General features: G+C 70.3%; 17 protein-coding genes and 2 pseudogenes. 9 read left to right on the top strand and 10 right to left on the bottom strand.

All coding sequences use genetic code 11. The features are described 5' to 3' along the window. The first annotated feature begins 432 nt into the window (after window positions 1–432). Window positions 433–1,857 carry a family 43 glycosylhydrolase gene (locus tag KMS84_RS00415; protein WP_256913961.1) on the top strand — a complete coding sequence of 475 codons (1,425 nt, stop codon included), beginning with the start codon at window positions 433–435 and terminating at the stop codon, window positions 1,855–1,857. 565 nt (window positions 1,858–2,422) lie between these two features. Here the strand turns inward: KMS84_RS00415 and KMS84_RS00410 are convergent. After that, entirely contained in the window at window positions 2,423–3,649 is a 1,227-nt protein-coding gene (locus KMS84_RS00410; RefSeq protein WP_256913955.1) for a carboxylate-amine ligase, read from the bottom strand. Window positions 3,650–4,275: 626 nt separating this feature from the next. Here KMS84_RS00410 and KMS84_RS00405 point away from each other — a divergent pair. After that, entirely contained in the window at window positions 4,276–5,187 is a 912-nt protein-coding gene (locus tag KMS84_RS00405; protein ID WP_256913954.1) for a short-chain dehydrogenase/reductase, read from the top strand. Between the two features lie 454 nt (window positions 5,188–5,641). Then, window positions 5,642–6,064, top strand: a complete 423-nt coding sequence (locus tag KMS84_RS00400; protein WP_256913953.1) for a hypothetical protein — start codon at window positions 5,642–5,644, stop codon at window positions 6,062–6,064. Window positions 6,065–6,211: 147 nt separating this feature from the next. On the opposite strand, the gene KMS84_RS00395 is transcribed toward KMS84_RS00400, so the two are convergent. Next, complete coding sequence (locus KMS84_RS00395; protein WP_256913952.1) at window positions 6,212–6,619, bottom strand: FKBP-type peptidyl-prolyl cis-trans isomerase; 408 nt, start codon at window positions 6,617–6,619, stop codon at window positions 6,212–6,214. Between the two features lie 589 nt (window positions 6,620–7,208). On the opposite strand from KMS84_RS00395, the gene KMS84_RS00390 reads away from it, so the two are divergent. The 3 genes and pseudogenes from KMS84_RS00390 to KMS84_RS00380 all read left to right on the top strand — a co-directional run. Further along, entirely contained in the window at window positions 7,209–7,682 is a 474-nt protein-coding gene (locus KMS84_RS00390; protein WP_256913951.1) for a nuclear transport factor 2 family protein, read from the top strand. 968 nt (window positions 7,683–8,650) lie between these two features. Further along, window positions 8,651–9,226, top strand: a complete 576-nt coding sequence (locus KMS84_RS00385; RefSeq protein WP_256913960.1) for a TetR/AcrR family transcriptional regulator — start codon at window positions 8,651–8,653, stop codon at window positions 9,224–9,226. Between the two features lie 24 nt (window positions 9,227–9,250). Then, window positions 9,251–9,355 (top strand): annotated as a pseudogene (locus tag KMS84_RS00380) (phosphatidate cytidylyltransferase); the annotation flags it as partial. Window positions 9,356–9,509: 154 nt separating this feature from the next. Here the strand turns inward: KMS84_RS00380 and KMS84_RS00375 are convergent. Further along, window positions 9,510–10,334 carry an MHYT domain-containing protein gene (locus KMS84_RS00375; protein WP_256913950.1) on the bottom strand — a complete coding sequence of 275 codons (825 nt, stop codon included), beginning with the start codon at window positions 10,332–10,334 and terminating at the stop codon, window positions 9,510–9,512. Between the two features lie 849 nt (window positions 10,335–11,183). Between KMS84_RS00375 and KMS84_RS00370 the strand changes: the two genes are divergently transcribed. Beyond that, window positions 11,184–11,564: a hypothetical protein gene (locus KMS84_RS00370; RefSeq protein ID WP_256913949.1), complete on the top strand. Its 381-nt coding sequence runs from the start codon at window positions 11,184–11,186 to the stop codon at window positions 11,562–11,564. On the opposite strand, the gene KMS84_RS00365 is transcribed toward KMS84_RS00370, so the two are convergent. From KMS84_RS00365 to KMS84_RS00355, 3 genes are all read right to left on the bottom strand, one after another. Next, entirely contained in the window at window positions 11,556–12,113 is a 558-nt protein-coding gene (locus KMS84_RS00365; RefSeq protein WP_256913948.1) for a GNAT family N-acetyltransferase, read from the bottom strand. The genes KMS84_RS00370 and KMS84_RS00365 overlap by 9 nt on opposite strands. A 256-nt stretch (window positions 12,114–12,369) precedes the next feature. Then, entirely contained in the window at window positions 12,370–12,549 is a 180-nt protein-coding gene (locus KMS84_RS43425; RefSeq protein WP_438818885.1) for a transposase, read from the bottom strand. 112 nt (window positions 12,550–12,661) lie between these two features. After that, window positions 12,662–13,996: an alpha/beta hydrolase gene (locus KMS84_RS00355; RefSeq protein ID WP_256913947.1), complete on the bottom strand. Its 1,335-nt coding sequence runs from the start codon at window positions 13,994–13,996 to the stop codon at window positions 12,662–12,664. 68 nt (window positions 13,997–14,064) lie between these two features. On the opposite strand from KMS84_RS00355, the gene KMS84_RS00350 reads away from it, so the two are divergent. Together KMS84_RS00350 and KMS84_RS00345 are read left to right on the top strand one after the other, a co-directional pair. Beyond that, on the top strand, window positions 14,065–14,682 hold the full coding sequence (locus KMS84_RS00350) for a TetR/AcrR family transcriptional regulator (RefSeq protein WP_256913959.1): 618 nt from the start codon (window positions 14,065–14,067) through the stop codon (window positions 14,680–14,682). An 870-nt stretch (window positions 14,683–15,552) separates the two neighbouring features. Then, window positions 15,553–16,197, top strand: a complete 645-nt coding sequence (locus KMS84_RS00345) for a carbonic anhydrase (protein ID WP_256913946.1) — start codon at window positions 15,553–15,555, stop codon at window positions 16,195–16,197. A gap of 297 nt (window positions 16,198–16,494) precedes the next feature. Here KMS84_RS00345 and KMS84_RS00340 read toward each other — a convergent pair whose 3' ends face one another. The 4 genes and pseudogenes from KMS84_RS00340 to KMS84_RS00325 all read right to left on the bottom strand — a co-directional run bounded on the left by KMS84_RS00340 (window position 16,495) and on the right by KMS84_RS00325 (window position 21,228). Further along, the gene (locus tag KMS84_RS00340; RefSeq protein ID WP_256913945.1) at window positions 16,495–17,052 is read right to left on the bottom strand and encodes a dihydrofolate reductase family protein; all 558 of its coding nucleotides are present in this window, start codon (window positions 17,050–17,052) and stop codon (window positions 16,495–16,497) included. Window positions 17,053–17,107: 55 nt separating this feature from the next. Then, window positions 17,108–18,049, bottom strand: a complete 942-nt coding sequence (locus KMS84_RS00335) for an RNA polymerase subunit sigma-70 (protein WP_256913944.1) — start codon at window positions 18,047–18,049, stop codon at window positions 17,108–17,110. A gap of 74 nt (window positions 18,050–18,123) precedes the next feature. Further along, window positions 18,124–18,293 (bottom strand): annotated as a pseudogene (locus KMS84_RS00330) (molybdenum cofactor biosynthesis protein MoaE); the annotation flags it as partial. A 64-nt stretch (window positions 18,294–18,357) separates the two neighbouring features. Further along, window positions 18,358–21,228 (bottom strand): AfsR/SARP family transcriptional regulator, encoded by a 2,871-nt coding sequence (locus tag KMS84_RS00325; RefSeq protein ID WP_256913943.1) that lies wholly within the window; start codon window positions 21,226–21,228, stop codon window positions 18,358–18,360. Between the last annotated feature and the right edge of the window lie 134 nt (window positions 21,229–21,362).

The raw sequence follows: 21,362 nt of genomic DNA, 5'->3' as shown, positions 1-21,362 counted from the left end.
GTGCGTCTCGGTGGGGGAGTGGGGCAGGACGGTTGCCGCGTGATCCGGAAGGGGGGCGGATTCGCGCAACGGTGCGTCTCCCGGGGTGCGGTGTGCATCGCCGTGGTGACGGCGGGCCCGGGCCCGGGAGCCGGCTGGTCATGGTGCGAGATATCGAACGATGTTCGTAGAATCGGGCAGACATTAAGTGGGGGAATCGGGGTGCGTCAATACATCTGACAGCCCATGGGTCTTTCGCGGCAGGCGTCGATCAACTCGTCGGATCCTTCTCGGGCCAAAGCGTTGACGGAGGCGGGCGCAGGACTTAAGTTCTGGTCGAATTCACGAACGGCGTTCGAAATACCGGAAGTTGAGTCGGACGGATTCTCTGCGCCGCCGCACCAGAGGGAGCAATCCGTGAGATCTGCGCTCACCCGCCGGTCGGTCCTCGGCCTGATCGCCGGCTCGGCCGCCGCCACCATCACCGGTGTCTCGGCCGGTACCGCCCACGCCGCCGCTCCGGCGTCACCAGGCGTGACGTACACGAACCCCATCGCCGAGCAGCGGGCCGACCCGCACATCTTCAAGCACACCGACGGCTTCTACTACTTCACCGCCACGGTGCCGGAGTACGACCGCATCGTGCTCCGCCGTGCCACCACGATCCAGGGGCTGTCCTCGGCCACCGAGACGACCATCTGGACCAAGCACGCCGACGGTGCGATGGGCGCGCACATCTGGGCCCCGGAGATCCACTTCATCGACGGCGCGTGGTACGTCTACTTCGCCGCCGGTGATGCCAACGACATTTGGCACATCCGGCCCTACGTCCTGGAATGCACCGCCGCGAACCCGGTCACGGGAAGCTGGACGGAGAAGGGGCGTATCGCCCTGCCACTGGACACCTTCTCGCTGGACGCGACGACCTTCGCCGTGAACGGCGCCCGCTACCTCGCCTGGGCGCAGAACGACCCGGCCGTGGGCCGCGGCACCAACATCTACATCGCGCAGATGTCCAGCCCCTGGACCATCACCGGCACCCCGGTCATGATCAGCAGACCGACCGCCGCGTGGGAGACCGCCGGAGGCGAGACGGTCAACGAGGGCCCCGCCGTGATCCAGCGGAACGGCAAGCTCTTCCTGACCTTCTCCGCCAGCGCCACCGACGCCAACTACTGCATGGGCATGCTGACCGCGACCGCATCGGCCGACCTGCTCAACGCCGCGTCGTGGGCCAAGAGCAGCGGCCCGGTCTTCGCCAGCAATGCCGCCACCAGCCAGTACGGCCCCGGGCACAACCAGTTCACGGTCTCCGAGGACGGCAGGTCGGACATCCTCGTCTACCACGACCGCAGCTACAAGGACATCAGCGGTTCCCCGCTCAACGACCCCAACCGCCGCACCCGCGTCCAGAAGATCTACTGGAAGGCCGACGGCACGCCCGACTTCGGCATCCCGGTCGCCGACGGTGTCACCCCGATCCGGCTCTCGTCCTACAACTTCCCCGACCGGTTCGTCCGGCACTGGGACTACCGAGCCAAGATCGAGGCGAACGTGTCGCCGCTGGCGGACTCGCAGTTCCGGGTCGTCACGGGTCTGGCAGGCACGGGCACCGTCTCCCTGGAGTCGGCCAACTTCCCGGGATACTTCCTGCGCCACAAGAACTACGAGGTGTGGGTGGAGAAGAACGACGGGACGGCTCAGTTCGGGTCCGACGCCTCCTTCACCGCCCGGGCCGGCCTCGCGGACTCCGCAGGGGTCTCGTACGAGGCGTACAACATCCCGGGCCGCTACATCCGCCACTACGACTACCTGCTCTACATCCAGGCCCTCAGCACGGCGACGGACCGGGGCGACGCCACCTTCTTCACGCAGTGAGCCCCAGCGGCGGCCGTCACCTCCCGGGCAGCTGCGGCGCACTCCGTCGGCGACGTCTCCCGGGAGGACGGACGCCGCAACGGCGGGCAGTGGCCTCTCGCGCGGCAAGAGGCGCCCCGTGCTCAGGCAACCACCGAACTGCACTGTGCGGACCTGCTGGAGTCGACGCTGAGGGGCTCGACACCGCGGCCGTCAGGGCACGTGCGGCTGCCGGCCCTCAGCATCACCGGCGACATGCTGCGCACTGTGCTGCGGTCCGTGGGCGTACCCGACCCGCATCGTTTCGGTGTGGGCGGAGACGCCCCGCGCGATTTGGTCGGCACCGGCACCGGCGCCGAGCAACGAGCCGGTCCTGCCGATGCCCTGCCTCGAGCCCAGCAGGACCTCACGGCCGGTGTGTGCGGGGAGCCGGGCACTGACGCCGGTCCACGTCGGTTCGGCTGCCCGTGGCAGGGCCGGTTGCCCCGGCCGCGGCCGGGGCAACCGCTTCTCATGACGCTGGCCGGGGGCGCTGGTGCTCACGGCCCGCTCACGAGCGCGCCTTGCGCTGCGCGAGCGGTCGGGTTCACCGTCGTCGGGCCTGTCCGTCAGGCGCGCCGGGCTTGCCGACCGGGGGAGCTTGTGAGGGGCAGGTGGCGGCGATGACGTGGTCGACGACGTCGTGGAGGCTGGAGCGGTGGCGGTAGGCGGCACGCTGCCGGTCGGCTCCGCTTCCCTGGACACGAAGGCGTTCCCACTGGGTGCGTACGAGGTCGAGGTCCCCGCTGTGGCGCAGAGCGGGGGACAGGGCGCGCAGCATGCGTTCGACCTGCGCGGCCGCGGGGATCAGGCGGTGGGTGAGCGGGTCGAGGGAGTGGCCGGCAAGTCCGTCGCGTGCCGCCCGCCAGGAGGCCGCGCGAAGGATCGCGGGGGCGGGTCGGGGTGCCCGTTCGCCGGCGCGGATGGCCTTCAGCGCGGTGGCGACCAGGGCGCGGATGACGGCGGCGAGCAGCGTGGTGTCCTCGGGGGTGAGTGCTGCGTCGGCGACGCGTACCTCGACGGTGGGCAGGTGGTGTGAGGGGCGGACGTCCCAGTACAGGCCGCCCTGGTCCAGGACCGTCCGGGTGAGGATGAGTTCGTCGACGAGTTCCTGGAAGTGGGCGGGGGATTCGAAGTAGGGCGGAGGGCCGGCCACCGGCCATCGCCCCCAGGTGGTGGTGCGCCAGCTGGCGTAGCCGGTGTCACGGCCGTCCCAGTACGGGGAGTTCGCCGCCAGCGCGGTCAGCGTCGGCAGCCAGGGCCGCAGGTGGTTGCTCACCTCGATCGCTTCGCGCGGGTCGGCCACGCCGACGTGCACGTGGCACGCGCACGCGCTCTGCTCGTCGTCCAGCGCGCGGAAGAGGGACAGGCTCTCCGCGTACCGGGGGCCCGGCGTGAGGGGAACGGGTGCGACCAGGCCGGTGATCGGTGACCCGCTGGAGACGATGCGCAGCCCCCGCCTGGCGGCCGCGCGCGCCAACGCCGCCCGCACGGAACGCAGTTCTGTGAGCGCCTCGCCCAGATGGGTGTGCGGGTCGGTGCGGCCCTCGAGCTGGTAGCGGGTCAGTTCGGTGCCGACGCGCTGACCGAGTTCACCGGCGGCCGCGGCAGCCACCTGTGGACCCTCGGGTCGCACGGATCTGCTGACGGGGTCGACGAGGAGGAACTCCTCCTCCACCCCCACCGACAACAGAGCCGGCGGCTCGCCGAGGGGAGCGGGGCAGGCGGCTGGGGAATCGTCGGGGGGTAACTGCTGCTGCGGCTGACTGGTCACGTTGCCCGACTCTGGCAGAAGGCACTGCCGCCAGGACGGCAGAACCCGTTACTCGTCCGGTTCTGGACCCGGCCGCCGTCCACGGACTCGCCTACGTCGTGTCGCTCCACTTCCGGCTCGGACTCGGCTTCACATCCGCCGGCGCCGCGCCCGCGATGCCACCGATGATGTCGGGCATCACCGTGTCGTCGTTCGCCGCACGGCCCCTGAGCCGGAGACTCGGGCGTCGGCTCGTCAGTGCGGGTCCGGTCGTCACGATGGCGGCAGTTCGCAGGCATGCTCGCCACCGGCATCGCACTGGACACCACCGTGACCCGCATGGGAACTCGCCCCGTCGGTGTTCGTAGGGGGGCCTCGGCATGGGCGCATGCCTCGCCGGCGTCTACGACGTCACCATCGGCGATGCCCGCAGGGACGAGGACGGCAGCGCCGGCTGCTCCCTCGGCGCAGTCCACCACCTCGCCGATGCCATCGGAGCGGCGATCGTCACGACTGTCTGCTTCGACCCGGTCCGCGGGTGCCGTCACCCTTGTGGCTCGTGGTGGCGGGCGGGCCGGGTGAGGGCGTGCTGGACTGGCCGGGTGCGTGGTGCGGCGCGGGTCGTAAGGGCGGGCGTGGAGGCGGTCATGGCAGAGGGTGGACCGTACGCGCGGGTCGCGGTGGTCACCGGTGCGGCGCGGGGCGTGGGAGCGGCGGTGGCGCGCCTGCTGGCCCGGCGGGGCATGCGGGTGGCGCTGCTGGGCCGCGAACTCGACTCCCTCCGCCAGGTCGCGGCCGGTCTGGCGACCGAGGCGCACTGCTTCGAGGTCGACGTCACCGATGAGGCGGCGCTCCAGGGCGCGGCCCGCAGCGTCGGCGCGCGGCTGGGGCCCGCCTCGGTGGTGATCGCCAACGCGGGGATCGCCGCCGCGGGCCCGTTCGCTGCGTGTGAGGCATCGCTGTTCGACCGGGTGGTCGAGGTCAATCTGATCGGGAGCGCGAACACCGCCCGCGTCTTCCTGCCCCAACTCGTCCGCACCGGTGGGTACTTCCTTCAGGTGGCGTCCACCGCCGCGTTCGGTTCGGCGCCGCTGATGAGCGCCTACTGCGCGTCGAAGGCGGGTGTGGAGTCCTTCGCCCAGGCCCTGCGCACCGAGGTGCGTCCGGCGGGTGTGGGGGTGGGCATCGCGTATCTGCACTGGACCGGCACCGACATGATCGCGGCCCTCGACGAACATCCGGTACTGCGGGCGCTGCGTTCCCATCAGCCCGCGCCCGCCCGCCGCGTGCACAGTCCCGAGCAGGTCGCCGGATGGCTGGTGCGCGGGGTGGAGCGGCGTGCGGTCAGCGTCTACGCGCCACCGTGGCTGCGTCTGGTGCAGCCGCTGCGTCCCGTGCTGCCGCTGGTGGTGTCGGCGGTGGCACGGCGGTCGTTGTCGGCGCTGCCGTCCGAGGAGTTGGAGCGGACCACCGGGGTGCTCGGCGCGGGCGGCGCCGCCGACCTGCGGGCTCGCGGCGCGGTACCGCCGGTGCCGCCGGTGACCCCGCCCCAGACCTGACCGGCCCGGGCCCCGGGCCGGTCAGGTCTGGGGCGGGGTCACCGTGCCACATCCCGCACACCCCCGTGTGATCGACTCGGGCAGCAGCGTACGAAGGGACCGTCGACGGTGTCTGGGCTTGACGGCGTCGGCCGGGTCGATGAAGACCCCGGTCTCCTTCCGCCCGGCGCGCCGCGACAGCAGGGTGCGGCCCGTCGGCGGATTCCCGGCGCAGGAGCAGGTGGACGTCCACCTGCTCGGTGCGTGTGTCGCAGTTCCCCGCTCGTCGTGCTCCCTGCGGACGTCGGGCGAGCCGAGTCCTGAAGGTCGTCTCTCCTCGACCAGAGGCCCACTCAGAAGCCGTTGCCGGCCGATCGCGGTGGGCGTGAATCGGAGTGTGACTGCCCGGCCGGGTGATCATTCGGCGGTCTGGGTATCAAGCCGAGGGTGATCGGCGAGCGAAGGGGGGCTTCGCATGGGGGCAGCGGACGAGCGGGAACGTCAGGACGGGGAAGGCTGGCTGACGAAGGCCGAAGTCCGTGAGATCTGGCCGCAGATCAGGCCGATCAGCATAACGGCCGTCGCGCGGGCCAACAGCGTACGTACCTCGGTTGCGCCCTCCCCGGACCGGAGCGGCGAGCCGACCTTTCACGCGGCCGACGTACGCCACGTGGCCGCGCGGATCGCCCGGGGTGAGGCCGATGTCGCGCCCTGGCAGCGCGCCGACTCCGACGCTGCCCACGACGACGCCACCCCCGCCCCACCGGTTCGGCAGCCTGTCGGTTGGGGGGCCGAGAACGTGCCGGGGCTGATCCTGCTGGTCATCATCGTGGTGCTGATCCTCTGGGGCCTGACCGCTCCCGACAACCACGGCACGGTAACGGACTTCGTGCGTTGAGTGCGCTGACGAACAAGCCCCCTCCAGCCTCGGCGCCGACACGTGCGGCCACCGGATCGAGCATCGGGCGGGCGGCACAGGCGGAGCTCGCCTCGGTCCTCGCCCGTGCACGGGGTTGCCTCGGCCCCGGGAGGCCTTCGCGCCGCTTTACAAGGGGTTGCTCCAGCCGGTTGCGTGGGAGTAGGCGTCCAGAAGGTCCACCACGAAGATCAGGGTCGAGCGCGGCGGGATCGACCGCGAGGGCGATTGATCGCCGTATCCGAGACGCGGGGGAACGATGATCTCGCGCCGGCCGCCGACCCTCATTCCTTTCACTCCCCGGTCCCAGCCCTTGATGACCTTGCCGCCGCCCAGAGCGAACTTGAACGGCTCACCTCGATCCCAGGAGGCGTCGAACTCCTTTCCGGACTCGAAGGTCACCCCGACGTAGTGGACCTTCACCACCATGCCGGGTTTGACCTCGACACCGTCACCCACGATCAGGTCCCGGACGGCCAGCGCGGCAGGAGCCTCGCCTTGGGGGACGCCGACCTCGGGTTTGGTCCGTTCGCTCATTGCAGCCCCTCTGCTTCCGCCGACACCGGACAGGGGTCGGCGAGGCCACAGTAGGGGACGCCCCCCGACCTGCACGAAACAGGCGGGGATCCGTCTTGCGGAGTTCGTCCCGCACCAGACCGCCGCCCGCGCGAACGTGCCGGTCCACCTCCGCACCACCACGAGAGCGCACCGGTGCTGGGTCATGGTCAGCTGTCCAGCATCGTCGACCAGGAGCTCGCCGGCCGCAGTCGGGCTGACCTGACCCTTGAAAACGCGCGATCTCACCTGGATTCCCGGCGGCGCGGGCCGGTGAGCGACGCGGAGTGCGGGCGCGGCGACGGTGGCGGCGGTCCAGTCCCGCAGCCGATGCCAGGCTGCCAGACCGGAGCAACGCGAGGACTCCCGCTCCTCCGGCCGAGGCGTCTCGGCACGACGGCCGGACAGGGGGTGCTGCCGGGCCGTGGTCAGGTCGGCCTTGCGCGAGAACGAGCGTTCTCCTAGGGTTGCACTTGGCCGAGAGAACGTCCGTTCTCGCGATGGCGCACCCATTCCGGCGAAACCCACACCCCCGCCGGCGGCGATACCGCACAGACCCCGAGGAAGCGACATGACTGACGAAGCCCGTCCTCCGTTCCCGCCGTTCACCCGGGAGACGGCCATCCGGAAGGTCCGCCTGGCGGAAGACGGCTGGAACACCCGCGACCCGCAGAAGGTCGCCTTCGCCTACACCGTGGACTCGCGCTGGAGGAACCGCGCCGAGTTCGCCACCGGTCGTGAAGAGATCGTCTCCTTCCTCACCCGCAAGTGGAACAGGGAGCTGGAGTATCGGCTCATCAAGGAGCTGTGGGCCTTCGACGGCAACCGCATCGCCGTGCGGTTCGCCTACGAATGCCGCGACGACTCACGCAACTGGGTCCGCTCCTACGGAAACGAAAACTGGGAGTTCGATGACAACGGCCTGATGAGACTGCGCTATGCCTGCATCAACGACCTCCCCATCAAGGAGTCGGAGCGCAAGTTCCACTGGCCCCTCGGGCGCCGCCCCGACGACCACCCCGGCCTGAGCGACCTCGGGCTCTGACCGACTGCCCTCGCGCCATGGATCCCGGCCCGACGTCGGATCCTTGGCGCGGCCGTTCGTGCGTGAAACCATGCCTGCGGCAGGGTCCGCCAGGCGCATGGAAGGCTTTGGCTCAGGATCCCCGCGCAGGCAGTAAAGACCCCTGGCCTGTGAAGACCCCTCGCCTGTGGGGAGCGTGGGGCGTTGCTTCAGATTCCGGCAGCCCGACGCATCCTTCTCTCGACGAGAACGGTCGTTGCGGATGCTGGTCAAAATCGCTGGAACGATCGTTCTCAACTGGAGGCTCACGACACTGCCACTGTCGGTCGGACGGATTGCCGGTTCGGTGGCCGCGAGTGCCGCAGGGCGGCCGCCTCGGCCTTGACGTCGACCCCATCCAGGGTCGAGGGCAAAGAAGCTGCGGGGCATGAGCCTCTTGATGCGGGCTCGGAAGCTCGGAGGGCGTTCCCTGCACCCTCTTGCACACCGGACCGCAAACCCTGCCAAGGAAGGCGTCCTTGTCCGGCGAGCAGCCCCGGACAGCCCCTGTGGCTCCGGCGCTGGCCCACGCTCGCACGGGCACGCACCGGCACGGCGTGATCGCTCCCGCCGAGGAGCGCTGGGCACGCATCGCTCGCCACCTCGCTGCGTACCTGCCGGCCGGACGGGACGTCGCCCTGGAGGATCAGGACTCCGTCCCGCTGATCGCCGGCGAGCCTGCGAGGGAACACGGCCCAGGGCCGAGGGGCCGGCATGATCGTGAGCCGCACGACGGGACCGGGCCTGTGTTCGCGTGCCCCTGCACCGGCCGGGGCATCCCGGGCAAGCTTGTGCTTGCTCGAGATCGAGAGCGCAGAAGGCAGGCTTGCACGGCCTCGCTCCGGGCAGGGTGGGTTACGGCGCTGGTCCGGCCCGCGCTCGGGAATGTAGCTTGCGACGTGGCGCGCTGTATCGTTGGAGAACGTTCGTTTTCGAGATGGGTGATCGAAGTGGAGCTCGAAACGACCGAGCAGCGGATCCTCGACGCTGCCGAGGAACTGTTCTACGGCCGAGGCATCCAGTCGGTGGGAATGGATGCGATCCGCACCGCCTCCGGCGTGCCCCTCAAGCGCCTGTACCAGATCTTTTCTTCCAAGGACGCCCTGGTCGAGGCATACCTGAGGCGGCGGGACGCGCGGTGGCTCCATGATCTGGCTCGGTACGTGGATGCCCACGACTCGCCTACGCAGCGGATTCTGGCGCTCTTCGACTGGCTGTACCGCTGGTTCAGCGAGCCGGACTACCGCGGCTGCGGCTTCATCAACTCCTTTGGGGAACTGGGAGCGACGTCCCAGGCCGTGGCCGACATCGCGAAGGTCCACAAGGACGCCTTCCGGCGCTATCTCGCCGATCTCGTGGCCGCCGCGGACGCGCCCGCGTGGCTGACCGATCAGCTCGTTCTCCTCGCCGAGGGCGCGATGACCACGGCGGCCATCTCCGGGTCTCCGGAGCCGGCCCGTCACGCCAAGGACGCCGCCCGCACCTTGCTGCGGGCCGCTGACGCGAACGTGGTCACCGCTGCCTGAGCATGCCGTCGCCCTCCACTCACAGCCGGCGCCAAGGATGCCGGCCGGTGGCTGCCCGGCTCCGGCGGCATCCTCGACCGGCTCGACTCTCTCCTCGTCGCCCTGGCGGTGCTGTTGGTGCTGAAGTGAGCCACAGGGGAGTGAGCGACCGGGGCTTCGTACGTGGCAGGTGCATCGTCCACACGGCCCCGACGGCGGTGCCCCACTCATGCGTTGGATCAGACGTCCGGAGCCGACGAGCGGGCATGCGGGGCCTTCGACGCGGCGAGGGAGATGAAAGAGATCACCAGGAGTGCGGGGGCTGCGACGACTGCGCCGGGTAGTGCGCCGCGAAGTCGCCGCCGGAGGTGTGAAGGGCGGGGGCATGCTGCTCGTCGTCGCCGAGCATCATGTCGGGGTCGAACATGACGATGACGGCGGCGACCAGTAGCACCACGAGTGGGCCGGCGATCATCACCAGCAGGAACGACAGCAGGCTGGTCGACGACTGCGACACCTCGGAGCCTCCGGAGAGGTGGACGGAGACCGCGGCCATGCCGGTGTAGTGCATTCCGGTCACGGCGAAGCCCATCACCACGCTCGCGCCGAGGCTGGACCACAGACCGCGGATGGAGACTGCCGCCCACAGCGCGGCGGTGGCTGCCGCGACGGCGATCGCGACGGACAGCGCCACGGTGAACGTGTCGTAGTCCAGGCCGCCGTTGGTGTGGATGGCGGCCATCCCCAGATAATGCATGGCCGCGACGCCGAGCCCGGTGATCGTGCCCGCGACGGCCAGGTTCGCGGCCGAGCCGCCTCGGTAGCCGACCAGGAACACGCCGACGGCGACGACGACGATCGCGACGACGAGGCTCAGCACCGTCTTGGTCGCGTCGTAGCTGACCAGAGCGCCTTGGACACTGAAGCCGATCATGGCGATGAAGTGCATGGTCCAGATGCCGCAGCCTATGGACACGGCGCCCAGCGCGAGCCATCTGGCTCTGTGGTGCGGCCGTCGCAAAGAGCGCGTGGTGCAGCGCAGTCCGAGTGCCGCCCCGAGGCAGGCCATGAGATAAGCCGCGATCGGGGTCACGGCCCCGTAGTAGAAATTGGAGACGGTTGCGGTCATCGTCCTGGACCTCCGGATAGGGGACGGCCGACGGCTCGACCGGAGCGGTTCAGTGCACGCGCACGCGCCCCGAGAGGCGCTGGGCCAGGGCGCACAACGGGGCAGCGGCAAGCGGGCAGGGGAAGCCGAACAGTCAGATCAAGCCACTTGGCTAAGTTGTGCACGATTCAACCACATGCCCTGCGAAAGTTCTGCACATTCCGGCTAGGGGTCCGGGAGGCCGGTTCAGCCTCCGGCGTGGAGATGGGCCGGCTGAACGTGGGGGGGGGGCGTGCCCGGTCTTTGCCCGGGGCAGGTCGCGGCCGTCGCGTGCGTTCCTCGCGGGCTGGCCCGGTCGATCCACCGCTCGACGGTGTTGCGCCGCTTGTAGGTTTCGGTCGAAGGCCGGCAGCCCCTGCCACCTCGGTCGCCCCGGCGGAGGCAGGGGCTGCGCCGGTCTGCCGGGGGGGATCACGGCTCGGATGCCGCGCTTGCGCAGGTGTTTCGCGGATTGCGGGGGAGGTGTGCGCCTGATGGGAGGCGAAGGCCGGTTGCTCTGACCTTTGTGGCGCGAGTTGAGCCTTTGAGAATGCCCGGGTCTGAGAGCCCTGTTGGCAAGACGAGGCCGGCTCACGCCCGGCAGCCCACTCAGGAGTGTTCGGAAACAAGTGCGGTTCGTGCAAGGGCACCGAAAGGATGCCGTTCCTCTCGGGCGGTCCGCCTGTGGGTTTCGTGCAGTTGGCGGCTCGTAGTCCGAGCCGGCTGCGCGGATCACCTCTCAGTTCTGCCTTGAGTTGTCAGCGCTGACGCGGACCGAGGGCCATGCGACTCCTGGCCATGCGTCGGGGCGCGCACAACAGGCCGAGGTGCGTGTTCGACGGGCCCACCGACCACCTCACCCACTCCTGGCCGGCCAGAGCGCCGCTTGCCGTGCAGGACCGTGGCCTGCACCTGCTGTTGCGGCTCAGCCGCGGGCGACTGGCGGAGCATGACCTGCCCGAACCCGAGGACCGGGTCGCCGCCCACCCCACGGTTTCCGACGACCTCCTCTCCCGGTCCGGCCACGGCGAAGTCACGGTGAAACCCATGCCGAGCCGGATCGATGCCACCCAGGTGGCCTTCAATGGCGGCAGCATGGAGGGCATCGACACGATCATCTGCTGCGCGCGGAACGACATCGTGTTTCCGTTCCTCGCCGACGAAGTGATCGACGTGAGACGAGGGCAACCGGGAAGGCTGTGGTCACCGTGACGGCGCCACACGCAGGTCCTGCAGGTCGATCCAGTACCGCCTCTTGAGGCCGGAACCCGTCTCGCGGACGTCCTCCAAGACGCCGCCGTTGCGCTCGATGCTGCGTGCCGACGCGTTGTTGTCGTCGTCGCAGGTGACAAGAACCCGGTCCAGGCCGAGCGCACGGGCCCGGGGAAGCACCGCCCCGAGGGCCCAGGTCGCCAGCCCCCGCCTGCGGGCTGAGGGGCGGACGCTGTAGCCGATGTGCCCGCCGACATCGAGCAGCAGGGCGTTCAGATAGTGCCGCACATCGATGGCCCCGAGATAGTTGTCGGCCTCCACGATCCACCAGTGGGTGGCGTGGACGCGGCCCTCCCCGACGGCTACCGACCGGTCCGACTGCCGGCGCAGCCGCTCGACCCACACGCCGAAGATCTCGGGGTCGCCCAGATCACCCTCGGGAGCCAGGCGCAGGCCCGTCCCGTCCTGATGGGCTCCGGCAGGCCACTCTGCGCACGCGGCGAGCCACGAAGATCGGAGTCGGCCCGCGGGTGCGATCAGTTCAGGCATGGGGCGACGCTAGCACTCCTCAGCCGACGGCCCCACACACTGCTCAACGCCCGGCAGCGCTGCCCCGACGAGGGACTCGGACGCTCTCGTCTCAGAGTGAACTGCGCGAATTGGCAAGGCAGTTGCGTTTGACGGACGACGACGGCAGCTGTTGGCTGTGCCGGTGACCGCCCTGCGCATCCAAGAGGTGGACGACGACGCCTCGATCCACGGCTGGCGATACGCCCACAATCTGATCATCCCCGGCGACGTGCTGTCACTCGAAGACGTCCGTGCCCGCACCGGCCGCAGCCGCAGCCCAGGTGCCGACGGCGGCCCACTTCCGCAGCCGGTTGTGGGCGCCCTTCCACGACCCGAACCACTCGGGCAGGTCCATCCACGGGGCGCCGGTGCGGTACTTGAGCGCGATCGCGTCGTTCACCTCCGCGTCAGTCAACGGCTCACATCAACCAACGATCTGATGACCCTGAAGGAAGCGGCCAGTTCGCGCAGGGCCCAGGCGGCTTCGAGGTTTCGCCCCCCTTTGCCGAGGCCGGGCGACAACGTCGTCATTTGTGGTCGCGCAGGAATGTAGTGATCTCGTCGCGGGTCGGGTAGTTCGGCAGGGGGGCCGGCTCGTCCTGAAGGAACGCGGTGATGACGGCGACAGCCCGGTCGTTGTTGTCGTCGAGGCCGTTCCACATGTGGTGTCCGACTCCAGGCATGTACTGCGTGCGCTGGATGGCGGGGTCGTTGGCAAGCGTGGCGGTCGCCCATTGACGGACCTGGGAGGAGCACTCGGCGATCATCAGCATCGCGGGAGTCCGGGAGCGTCTCAGTCGCGGGGCGATGGAGGGGGAGTCCTTGACCGTCTGCTGAATGCGGAGGCTGGCGGCGGGACTGAAGGAGAAGTTCTGCGCGGTGTCCTCGGCGGGGATGCGGTGCGCGTCGCGCGCGCAGTAGGCGGATGCGGTGTCGCTGCCGAGGTCGGCGGCGGTGAAGGCGTTGTCGCCTTCGGCCTGTCCGATCAGTGCGGTGTCCGGGGTGAGGAGCCCGAGTTGTATGAGGCCGAATGCCACGGCGTACCGGGGGACGTGCGTCGATCGCGGTCCGGTCGGGGCCGGCGCGAGGCCCCGTGCGGATGCCCGGCCCTTGGGTCCGCTGATGTGCGCGGTAGGGCCGTCCATGGGCCCGGGCTCGGCGATGATCGCCCGGTCCAGGCGTGCGGCGACGCCGCGGTCGGCCAGGGCTCGGGTGAGCACGACTCCGCCGCCGGAGAATCCGAGGACGTCGACCTTGCCCTTGCCCAGGCGGTCGACGAAGGCGGCCAGGTCGCGGACGGATCTGGAGATCGTGTACTGGTCCATGGAGAGCAGGTCGCTTCGTCCACCACCGGCCTGTTCGTAGGCGTAGACGTCGTAGCCCTGGCCTGCCAGGAGTCGCAGAAACCGGTGGTCTTGCAGCGAGATGCCGCGGACCGGTCCACCGTGGAGGTACACGAACGGGAGGGGATGCCGGGGGCTCGGGTTCGCGGGCGGGTAGTGATACACCGCGACCCGGCTGCCGGTGGCCAGGGTCCAGTGCTGGGTGGCCACGAACGGCAGCGCGGGCGGGTACCGCCGGGCTGTCGGCACGGTCGGGACGCAGACCGTCGCGGTCACGGCCGCCGCGACGATCACCGGCAGGAACGGCACGAGCCTCGTGGGCCAGGTGCGGTGCCGGCCCCGCCAGAGCGCGAGGACGGTCCCGGTCCCGAGGGTCGTCAACCACGCGGCGAGCCCGGACCCCGCCCCGTCTGTGAGGTCGATCAGCGCGAGGAAGACGACGACCAGCGTCGCGACGGCGGCCAGTGCCAGCAGTAAGCGTCCGGTGAAGCGGACGAGAGGTATGGCGGATGTGGACACAGCGGACCTCCGACAGTTTCAGAACACCGTTTCAAAACGACGTTATCAAAGAAGGTAGGCTGCTGACCGTGGGTAGGCCCAGAACGAACGACGAAGCCGTCAAAGAACGGCTGGTGGAGTGCGCGACCGAGATGCTCGCCACCCGTCCGCGCGAGGCGGTCACGGTCCGCGCCGTGGCCGCTGCTGCCGACGCGTCGACGACGGCGGTGTACTCGTTGTTCGGAGGTAAGAACGGGCTGATCGGTGCGGTGCGCGACAAAGCCGTCGCCGGTCTGTTCCAGGACGTGGCGGCGGTGCAGACGTCCGCGGATCCTCTCGCCGACCTCTACGCGCTGGCCGTCGCCTACCGTCGTTGGGGGTGCGGACACAGTCACCTGTACACGGTGCTCTTCGGTGGCGTGCAGCCCTTCGACCCGTCAGGAGAGGTCGGTGCCAATGACCCGATCCGTCCGCTCCTCGCGGCAATCGATCGCGCCTTGACGGCATCACTCCTCGCCGGCGACGCGACGGCGATCGCCCTGTCGATCTGGGCGACCCTGCACGGGCTCGTGACCCTCGAACTGGCCGGAGCCCTCGACGCCACCACGGCCGAGGTCGCATTCCGCTCGTCGATTCACGCGACGCTGCGCGGATGGACGACCGCGGAGGTGTTCCGCAGTCTTCGCCAAGCCGAACTCGCTCGCTGACAGGACCAGGGCCGGTACCCGGACTCTCCCGACCTGGCGGTCAGTTCCTCGGGCGCGCGGGAAGACAATAGCGGGGGTACAGGGCCGGGCCGGTTGCGGGTCGGCGTTTGATGCGACTGCGCACGGCAAGGACGGCCGGGCAGGGCCTCCGGCGCGTCGGGTGCCCGGGCTGCGGCGCGAGGAGGTCGCCGTCCTCTCCGGGGTCAGCACCTAGTGGAACACCCGCCTCGAGAAAGCCACGTCAACGGCCCCTCCGAGGACGTGCTCGCCGTGGTCGCCCAAGCGAGATCGCGGGCTCACCCCTGCGATGGTGGCGGCCAGGAGCGCGGTGATGTCGCCGCTTCGCGGGCCGGACGAGTCATTCCGGGCCTACCGCTGTCCGCCCCACGACATCCGGGCGGACGCGGAGCGACCGGGTGAGGCGGGCTCGTGCGCCTCGGAAGATATTGCGTACCGCGACGGAACGTTTCGCATGGACGGCTTCTCTGGAGGGCGACGGTTTCCCGAAAGTCAGCGCAGGAAGACCCATGCCGCGTCGAACCAACTCCCTCGCCCCACCCGCGCCGCCGCACTCGGCACCGCGGTGCTCACCGTGGACGCCCTTGTCCACCTGGACTGGACGACGGGCGTCATATGGCCCGCGGCCGACGAGGGGAGCCTGTCCCGAGCGGTGCTCGGTACGGACGTGCCGTTCACACCGCCGATTCTGCTCCCCGATCGTCGTGATCCGCCGTCTTCTCACATCCGCCCGCGGCGCCACAGGGCGGACGGCCGGCAAGACCTGGCCGCTCGCGTTCCGGCCGGCTTCAGCTGACGAGACCAGCAGGACCAGGCCGTGCGAACGCCTGTGCCGCCTCGTAGTCTGCCGATATGACTGAGAAGATCCACACGCCGACGCCCCACGACGCCTTCGAGCTGCTCATGGCCGGCAATGAGCGCTTCGTCGCCGGTGCTCCGGAGCACCCGAACCAGGACGCCGTCCGCCGCGCCGAGACCGCACCGTCTCAGAAGCCGTTCGCCGTGCTGTTCGGGTGTTCCGACTCCCGGCTCGCCGCCGAGATCATTTTTGACCGCGGTCTGGGTGACCTGTTCGTGGTGCGCACCGCCGGCCACGTCGCCGGCACGGAGGTGCTCGGCTCGATCGAGTTCGGCGCGGCGGTCCTCAACGCCCCGCTGGTCGTCGTCCTTGGCCATGACTCGTGCGGGGCCGTCGCCGCGGCCTGCTCTGCGCTCGAGGACGGGCAGACGCCGGGCGGCTTCGTCCGCGACGTCGTCGAACGGGTGACCCCGAGCGTGCTGGCAGCCCGCGCCGCCGGACGCGAGAGCGCCGACGAGATCTTGGCCGAGCACATCGAGCACACCGTGGACTTGCTGCTGGAACGCTCCCGCGTCCTGGCCGAGAGGGTGGCTGATGGCCGTCTCGGGGTGGTGGGCCTTTCCTACCGCCTGGCGGATGGCAGCGCCCGACTCGTCGCCGTCCGCGGCCTCGATGCGGAGGTCCCCGCCACATCGTGACCGCCTCCCCCGTTCGCGGAGCGCATCTGGCAGGCCGCGAAGGCACACGGTCGCCCAGGTGCCAGTGCACCGAGTCCGCGTCCGGTGACAGACCCGCTGTGGTCCGCAGGTGGCCCCTGCGGACCACACCCGAGGTGGGGCTGACCTGGCCGAAGCCGTCGGAGGACAAAGCCGTGATGACTCCGCCGAAGCCTCCGGCGCACGAAACCGGTCGCGCAATCGCCGCCGGCCTGGCCATCACCGCGCGCGACGGCCAGGTCGGCGCCGCATCGTCGTCGAGGGTGCGGAGGCGTACCGTCATCGTGCCGTTTTCCGGTAGACCGCGAGGACGGCCGGGCCGGCCTGCTCGGCCGACACGCACTCCAGTTGGGCGTGGGGGCCGCCATCGGGGAAGAGCCGTCGACCGGTGCCGAGGACAGTGGGGAAGGTCAGCAGCCGGTACTCGTCGATCAGGTTCTCGGCCATCAGTGCGTGGACCACGCTCGGACTCCCGGTGACGATCACATCGCGCTCTTCCCGGTTGACCGTCTCCACGAGGTCCGCGTCGATCACCCGCGAGTTGGCCCACGTCGAGGTGTCGGTCAAAGAGCGGGAGACGACCAGCTTGGGCACGGCGTTCATGCGCCTGGCGAAGGGATCGTCCCGTCCGGGCCAGAGCCGTGAGAACAACTGCCACGTCGTGCGGCCCAGCAGCATGACCCCGTCGTCGAGGGTGTCGCCGAGGCGGAACTTGTCCCCGGCGACCGTCTCGGGACCGTGCCGGAACGCCCAGCCGCCGGACGGCGTCCCGGCGGAGCCGTCCGGGTCGGACACGATGCCGTCCAGGGTGATGAATTCGATGACGATGACGCTCATGGGAGGGGCCCTTCGTTCGACGCTCACCCGTACGTACCGGCGGCGCCGTCCGAACTCATCGCGCCCGGCGGAATTCGTCGAAGGAGATCCGTCGGGGCAGGCCGAAGGCGACGAGTACGCGCGGATCGGCGAACACGGCGTTGTGGGCGACCAGGCCGCCGGTCACGGTGAACACCTGCACGGTGTGCAGCTTCAGCCCGCTCCCGCCGGGCTCCGGCGCGTAGGCGGCGAGCGCGGGCTGTCCGTTGGCGGTGAGGGACCTCGTGCCCCAACCCGCCCCGCGCATGCGGAACACGCGGTCCATGAACAGGCCGTAGTCGCGGCTGCCCCGGTACCACAGCGGCACCGGCGGCATCTCCAGTACGGCCTCCGCGGTGAGGAGCCGCACGAGCGCGGGAACGTCGGCCGCCTCGAAGGCCCGTGCGTACCGCTCGACCACCGCGCGGACGCCGGGATCGGCCTGTGCATCGACGTCGACGGCTTCTCCCGCATCCGCGAGGGCGGTCCGGGCCCGTTGCAGCGCGCTGTTGACGGCCGCGACCGTCGTCCCCATTTGTTGCGCGACCTCGGCGGCGGTGAATTCGAGGACTTCGCGCAGCACCAGGACGGCGCGCTGCCGCGGTGGCAGGAGCTGCGTGGCCGCCACCAGCGCAAGCCGCAGGTCGGTCCGTACCTCTGCCTCGCACCGCGCGTCGGGGAACGGCTGAAGCCAGGGGATGCCGAGGGCCGGGGTGAGCGTCGCCCCGGGATCCTCGCTGGGCGTGCCCAGCCCGGACGGCAAAGGCCGCCGCGCCCGGCCCTCCAGCGCGGTCAGGCACACATTGGTTGCGATGCGGTACAGCCAGGTCCGCACGGACGCGCGTGCGGGGTCGTAGCGGTGGCGAGCCTTCCAGGCGCGCAGCATCGTGTCCTGCACCAGGTCCTCGGCCTCGTGGAACGAGCCCAGCATCCGGTAGCAGTACACCAGCAGTTCACCGCGGTATGGCTCGACGTCCACGGGCCCATCATGGCGCAGGGGAGAGGCACAGGGAGACCGTCGCACCGAAAGCCGCGTTGCCGCACGTCGTCGGCTACCGCGAGGCCGGCCACTACCAGGTCTCCCACACGGTGGATTGCCGCCAGAGCGCGCACGGGGCAGTCGGCGGTGGTCCTGCCGGCGACCCGCCGCATCACGGCCTCGGCGCCGGGCGGCACCAGTACCCCAAGGCGTCGACATCCGCGCCACCGTGGTGATGTCGTACCCCGCGACCGACCGCTGCGGCTCGTAAGCGACCCCGCGTCTCGGTCCTCCCGCTGAACGCCCACTCAGACGAGCCAGTCGGCACGAGCGGGCTGCGCCGGCGGTGATGGCGGCGCGGTCGGGGCACCGGTCGGGAACCTGTCCAGGTGGTGGAGGAGTTTGGTGCGCAGCGGTGCTGCCTTGGGGTGGCCGAGTTCGTCGAAGATCGTCAAGGCCCGCGTCCAGGCTTCACGGGCCGCGGTGGAGTGGGCGGCAGCGTGATGGGTGTCGCCGAGGTCGGCGAAACTGGAGGCTTCGTGGTAGCGGTCGCCGGTCTTGTGGAACAGATCGAGAGCTTGCAGGTAGCAGTCGACCGCCTGCCGGTACTGGCCCAGGTGGTGGTGGACGTAGCCAAGGGCGTCCCAGGCGTACGCCTGAGCGTCGGCGTCGTCGATCTCTTCGGCCAGTGCGAGGGCTTCTCGGCTCCGGGCAAGGGCCTGTCGGCGGTCGCCGAGCCTGGCGTGATACCGGCCGATGTGGTTGAGGGCGATGGCCTGTCCGCCACGGTTGCGGGCGGCCCGGAAGTGCGTGAGGGCTTGGCGCGCGTGACCGAGTGCCTCCCGGCAGTGGCCCTGGTTCAAGGAATTCCGGCCGAGTTCGTGGTGGATGCGGGCCCGGCCTGCGTGGTCGTCGAGTTCACTGAACAGGGCCAGCGCGCGCATGTAGTGGGTGTGGGCGTCGTCCTGGTGTCCCGTGCGGTCGTGGATGAATCCGAGACCGTGGTGGGAGGTGGCCTGTCCGGTCTTGTCGTCCTGGCGCCGAGCGGCGTCGAGGGCGGTGGTCAGGGAGGCGGCCAGCGCCGGCCAGTGTCCCTGCCGGTCGAGGAAGGTGGTGAGGGCCGCGGCGAGCTGCCACGTATGGGTGTCGAAGCCCGCGAGGGTCTGGTTGACGGTGGTGAGGAGGACGTGGCGCTCGGCGGTGAACCACGTGAGCGCCTGCTGGTGGTCGGTGAGTTCCTGGAGGGTGACGCCCGGCTGGGCCCGGGCGGGGGCAATCGGGTCCCGTGTGCAGGTCAGCAGCGCGTCGGCGGCGCGGGCCGTTTGCAGGTAGTGGTCGAGCATCCGGTGTACGGCGGATCCCCGGGTGTCGTCGCCGTCGTGTGTGGTGACCAGTTCGGTGGCATAGGTGCGAAGCAGGTCGTGGAAGGCGTACCGGCCCGGGACGTGCTCCATGAGGAGGCTGCCGCGGGTCAGTTCGGTCAACAGGACGTCGGTGCGGGCGCGTGGCAGACCGATCAGCGAGGCGGCCGCAGGCAGGGCGATGTCGGGCCCGGGATGGAGTGCAAGGAGCCGAAAGAGCCGGGCGGCGTCGCTGCCGAGCGTCTGGTACGACGTGGAGAAAACGGCCCGTATCCGGGTGACCGGGTCCCCGCCGTCCAGGGCGTCCAGACGGCTGTCGGCCTGACGTAGTTCATCGGCGAGGGCGGTGAGCGGGAGGCGGAGTTGGGCGGAGGCGCGGGCGGCGACGATCGCCAGGGCAAGCGGCAGCCCGGCGCACCGGGTGACGATCTCTTCGACGGCGGCGGGTTCGGCAGTCGTCCGTTGCGAGCCGAGACGTTCGGTCAGCAGGTCCCGGGCCTGAGCCGGGGCAAGCAGGTCGATGGTCAGCAGATGGGCGCCTTCTGCCACGGCCAGGCTGGTGAGGCGGTTGCGGCTGGTGACCAGAACCAGACAGCCGGGGGCGCCAGGCAGCAACGGCCGGACCTGATCGGCGTCGCGGGCGTTGTCCAGCACCACGAGTACCCGTCGGTCGGCCAGAAGGCTCCGGTAGAGGCCCGCTTGTGCTTCCAGGGAGTTCGGGATGCGGGCTGGGGGCACTCCGAAGGCGTCCAGGAACCCGCGGATCGCCTCGGCCGGGCCCACCAGGGAACCCCCAGGGTCGAATCCGCGGAGGTTCACATAGAGCTGCCCGTCGGGGAAAACATCCCGTCTCCGATGGGCCCAGTGCAGTGCCAGCGCGGTCTTGCCCACGCCTGCCGTGCCCGACAGGGCCGAGATCACCACCGCGGGCGGCGGCACCGGCCCGTTGCCGGTAGGGGCCGGCAGCAGGCCGTCGAGCTGGGCGAGTTCACTGTCGCGGCCGGTGAAAGCCGCGACGGCCAGTGGCAGTTGGGCGGGGTGCGTACGTGACGATACGGACTCTTCTCGTAAGAGGTGGGGGGCGGTGTCCTGGCGCAGGATGGCCGTCTGGATGGCCCGCAGCGCCGGGCCGGGGTCGATGCCCAGGTCGCGGGCCAGCCGGCCGCGGACGCGATGGTAGTGGTCCAGGGCTTCGGCGGAACGGCCGCCGCGGTGCAGTGCGAGCATCAGCTGGCCGGCCAGACGTTCGTCCAACGGATACGCCGCCGCGCGGGCCGACAGCTCGGGCAGCAATGCGGCGTGCTGTCCGAGGCGTAATCGCACATCGGTCAGGTCCATGTGCGCCGCGAGTCGTTCCTCGAGCAGGGTGTCGCGCAGGGCGTTCAGCCAGGGAGTGTCCAGGGTGGCGAAGGGCTCTCCGCGCCACAGCCGCAGGGCCTGTTCCCACAGGGCCGCGGCGCGGGTGTCGTCCCCGGCGGCGCGGGCCTGTGCCAGGAGGCGGCGGAAGGCGTGCATGTCCACGGTCACCGTGTCGGCGGTGTTCAGCACGTAGCCGCCCGGCTGCCGCGCGATGAGCACGTCGCTCGTGGCGGCCAGAGCCCGTCTCAGCCGGGAGAGATAACCGCGCAGGGTGGTGACAGCCCCCCGCGGGGGACGGTCCCCCCAGACCCGGCCCATCAGCTGATCGGCCGTCACCGGACGGTTGACGTCCACCAGCAGCACCGCCAGGACGCCCCGCTGCCGCGCATGGCCCAACGTCGCGGACCGGCCGTCGATGTCGGCCTCGATACTGCCCAGCACGCCGAATTCCACCGTCATCCTGCCCCCCCCCAGACCCGGCTACCGCACGCCTGTTCCTACCCGTTCGAAGAGCCCGATTCAACGCTTGTCCAACGTTTGTCCACGGCCGGCCCGGCACCTTGGTGCACGGCGGTAACCGCTCCCGCGGACTC

Origin of the sequence: Streptomyces hilarionis, from assembly GCF_024539675.1 — a bacterium.
GTDB lineage: Bacteria > Actinomycetota > Actinomycetes > Streptomycetales > Streptomycetaceae > Streptomyces > Streptomyces hilarionis.
The sequence above is the reverse complement of the archived record's forward strand: the minus strand, read 5'-3'. Positions and strand labels throughout refer to the sequence as shown.